The sequence below is a fragment of the Rhodococcus sp. (in: high G+C Gram-positive bacteria) genome (assembly GCF_049286785.1).
GTDB lineage: Bacteria > Actinomycetota > Actinomycetes > Mycobacteriales > Mycobacteriaceae > Rhodococcus_F.
The window spans coordinates 1-4003 of the sequence record NZ_JBAQEO010000314.1; the positions used below are offsets into that span (position 1 = coordinate 1).

General features: G+C 69.3%; 2 protein-coding genes. Both read left to right on the forward strand.

Annotation, left to right across the window (positions count from 1 at the left end; translation table 11 throughout):
• On the forward strand, positions 1 to 497 hold a 497-nt coding region (locus WAW17_RS11995; RefSeq protein WP_422333199.1), incomplete at its 5' end, for a PD-(D/E)XK nuclease family protein.
• A complete protein-coding gene (locus WAW17_RS12000) occupies positions 494 to 3862 on the forward strand; it encodes an ATP-dependent helicase (RefSeq protein WP_422333200.1) in 3369 nt (1122 codons plus the stop codon). The genes WAW17_RS11995 and WAW17_RS12000, both read left to right, overlap by 4 nt.
• The last annotated feature ends 141 nt before the right edge of the window (positions 3863 to 4003 follow it).

Sequence of the window (4003 nt, forward strand, 5' to 3'; positions counted from 1 at the left end):
GGTCCGAGCTCACCGAGGTGGGCGTCGAGGTGGCCGTCGACGGAGTGCTCGAGCCAGTGGAAGAAGGCGCCCCGCAGGTTCGGCTCCGCGGGAGGATCGACCGGCTCGAACGTGACGCCGAAGGCAGGCCGGTGATCGTTGACGTCAAGACAGCACGTTCACCCGTTACCAAGGACGAGGCGCAGCAACACGCTCAGCTCGCGGCGTATCAGGTGGCGGCGGCTGTCGGCGCCGTCGAGGGAGAACCGGCGTCGAAGCCCGGCGGGGCGCGCCTGGTGTTCGTTGCCAAGCCGCACAAGAAGGAGGGCGCCACCCAGCGGGTGCAGGCCCCGCTGTCGGACGAAGACCTCGAATCCTGGCTCGCCGTCATCCATGCGGCGGCCGCCGCTACGCAAGGTCCGCACTTTCTCGCCCGTGTCAACGACGGATGCAGGCACTGTCCCGTGCGGTCCAGCTGCCCGGCGCACGACGAGGGGCGACAGGTGACGTCCGAATGAAGATCCGAATCGACCCGGTGGAATTGGCGCTCGGACTGGGGCAGCATCCACCGACTCCGGAGCAGACGGCAGTCATCGCCGCGCCGCTCGGCCCCACGCTCGTCGTCGCCGGGGCAGGGGCAGGCAAGACCGAGACGATGGCGGCACGGGTGGTGTGGCTGGTGGCCAATGGATTCGTGGATCCAGAGGCGGTGCTGGGTCTCACCTTCACGCGCAAGGCCGCTCAGCAGCTCACGACCCGGATCCGCATGCGCCTGACGCGGTTGGCGGGGTCGGACCTGCTGCGGAGTGTCGATCCCGGTGGGGAACTGCGGTCGCGGATCCTCGCGGGCGAACCCGAGGTGAGTACCTACCACTCGTATGCGGGGCGCCTGCTGTCCGAACACGGCCTGTTGTTGCCGATCGAACCGTCCGCGACGCTGCTGACGGAAACGGAACTGTGGCAGCTTGCCCATCGGGTGGTCAGCTCCTGGGACGGCGACCTCGACACCGACCGGAACCCGGCGTCCGTCACCGAGGCCGTGCTGGCATTGTCGGGCCAGCTGGCCGAGCATCTGGTGGAACCGGACGATGTCCGGGAGGCGCACACCGAACTCGACAAGCTCGTGCACACACTCCCGGCCGGACCGCGGCAACGCGGTGGCCCGGGGAAGGAACTGCTCGACATACTCGACACCCAGCAACGGCGGGTGGAGCTTCTGCCGCTGGTGGCGCGTCTTGCGGAGACCCTCCGGCGGGAGGGGGCGCTGGACTTCGGAAGCCAGATGTCGCTGGCAGCCCGGGTGGCCTCGGACCATCCCGAGGTGGGGCACAGTGAACGACAGCGTTTCCGGGTGGTGCTGCTCGACGAATACCAGGACACCGGGCACTCCCAGCGGGTGCTGTTGTCCTCCCTGTTCGGTGGCGGACTCGACGGTGATCTCGCACTGACGGCAGTGGGCGATCCCATGCAGTCGATCTACGGCTGGCGTGGTGCGTCGGCTGCCAACCTGCCCCGGTTCACCACCGACTTCCCGCTGCCGGACGGCCGGCCCGCTCCCACATTGGAACTGCTCACCAGCTGGCGCAATCCGCCGGAGGCGCTGGCGTTGGCCAATCTGGCCTCGGCACCGCTGCGTGAACGGGGCGTCGCGGTCAGCACGTTGCGTGCGCGCCCGCAGGCCGGTGGCGGGGACGTGCGACTGGCGTTGACGAACGACGTTGCACAGGAACGGGAATGGCTGGCAGACCGGATCGCCGAGCAGTACGCAGACGCACGCTCGCGGGCAGTGGATCCGCCGACCGCGGCGGTGCTGATCCGGCGTAATGCGGACGCCGCCCCCATCGCGGAAGTGCTGCGCTCCCGGGGACTGCCCGTGGAGGTGGTCGGACTCGGCGGACTCCTCCACACTCCGGAGGTTGCGGATGTGATCGCGATGCTGCGAGTGGTGGCCGATCCCATGGCGGGCAGCGCCGCGGTAAGGATGCTCACCGGAGCGAGGTGGCAGATCGGGGCTGCAGACCTCACCGCGTTGTCGCGGAGAGCCTCGGAACTGGCCATCGGAACCGGATACGGCACTACGGGTGCGGTCACCGATCCCGCCGCCCTGGCCGATGCGGTGGGCGCGACCCTGCCCGGCGAGCACGCCGAACAGGCAGGGCTGGCAGATGCACTGGCGGATCCCGGCCTCGCCGAAGGTTATTCGAAGGTGGGGTACGCCCGCATCACCGCCGTCGCGAGCGAACTGGCGTCGTTGCGGGAGCGGATCGGCCAGCCGCTCACGGAACTCGTGGCCGAGGTCGAGCGTGTTCTCGGCATCGGAATCGAGGCGCAGGCCCGTACAGGTGGCGCTGCGCGGGGAAGCGTGGGACGGGAGCATCTCGACGCGTTCGCCGACGTGGTGTCGGGATACGCCAACCGCTCGTCCGCCACCCTCACGGGACTGCTGGCGTTCCTCTCGGCTGCCGAGTCGGTCGAGAAGGGCCTGGCGTCAGGGGAGGTCGAGGTGGCTCCGCACCGGGTCCAGGTGCTCACCGTGCACTCGGCGAAGGGACTCGAGTGGGAAGTGGTGGCGGTGCCGCACCTCACCGCCGGAGTATTCCCCTCGCGGACGGCGTCCGGGTCGTGGCTCGGTGCGGTCGGCGAACTCCCGCCGTCACTGCGCGGAGACCGGGGACATCCGGGGGAGAACGGCGACGGGATACCAGTTCTCGACCTCGGCAACCTGTACAACCGCAAAGACCTCGAGAACGCGGTGAAGACACACAGAGCGGCCCTGGCGGCACGCACACTCGACGAGGACCGGCGGCTGTTCTACGTGGCCCTCACGAGAACCGAACGGGTTCTGCTCGCCTCGGGCCACCACTGGGCCGAGACCGGTTCCGAACCGAAAGGCCCGTCCGAATTCCTGACGGAATTGCACCAGGCCGTCACGGACGAAGCGCGCGAACGGATCGGTGTGGTCGACGTCTGGGCCCCCGCTCCCGGTCCGGACGACCGGAATCCGTTCACGGGCACCCCCAAATCGGCGGTGTGGCCCCATGATCCTCTGGGCCACCGGCGTGCGGCGATCGAACACGGAGCGGAACTGGTCCTGGCCGCATTGCAGGGTGATGTGGCGGAGCGGGGGCCCGAAGGGGACGACTCCGACAACTGGGCGGCCGACGTCGACGCATTGCTCGCGGAGCGGGAGGCGCGCGCGAATGCCCGGACCGAGGTGGTCCTGCCCGCGCAGTTGTCGGTGAGCCAGCTCGTGGAACTCGAGGCCGACCCGGACGCGTTGGCGGCGCGGTTGCGACGTCCCCTGCCGTATCCGCCCAATCCGCTGGCCCGGCGCGGCACCGCCTTTCACGCGTGGGTGGAACGCCGGTTCGGCGCTACCCGGCTACTGGACCTCGACGAGCTGCCGGGCGCCGCCGACACCGGCGCCGGTCCGGAAGCCGACCTGGTCACGCTGCAGGACGCGTTCCTGCGGACGTCGTGGGCGCACCGCAATCCGGTGGAGGTGGAGGTGCCCTTCGAGACGTCGCTTGCCGGGACGGTGCTGCGAGGCCGGATCGATGCGGTGTTCGTCGATTCCGACGGGGGGTGGACCGTGATCGACTGGAAGACCGGTGCGGAGCCGAGTGCGACCAACGAGAAGGCCGTGGTGATGCAGCTCGCGGCGTATCGGCTGGCCTGGGCCGAACTCATGGGTGTGTCGATCGACAAGGTTCGTGCCGCGTTCCACTATGTGCGCACAGGACGGACGATCGCGCCCGAGAACCTCCCGGACGCAGACGCCCTGGCCCGGCTGATTCGGACCGCAGGCGCGGCAGAGCGCGATGCCGCGACTGTGGAGGCAGAAGGGCTCAGGCCTGACGGCGCACCTTCAACGCCTCGGTGATCAACGGAATCTGCATCGGAAGCCGAACCAGTGCAACGGCTTTCCGGGCCTTCGTCGTCCGGGGGTTCGTCAGCCAGTCCACCGCCATCCGAATGTTGGCGGGAAACACGGCGATGAGCAGCGCCGCCGCGAGCCCGCCAC

Excerpts from the sequence above, each read along its gene's own strand:
- WAW17_RS12000 (WP_422333200.1), top strand. The coding sequence starts at position 494 with ATGAAGATCCGAATCGACCCGGTGGAATTGGCGCTCGGACTGGGGCAG.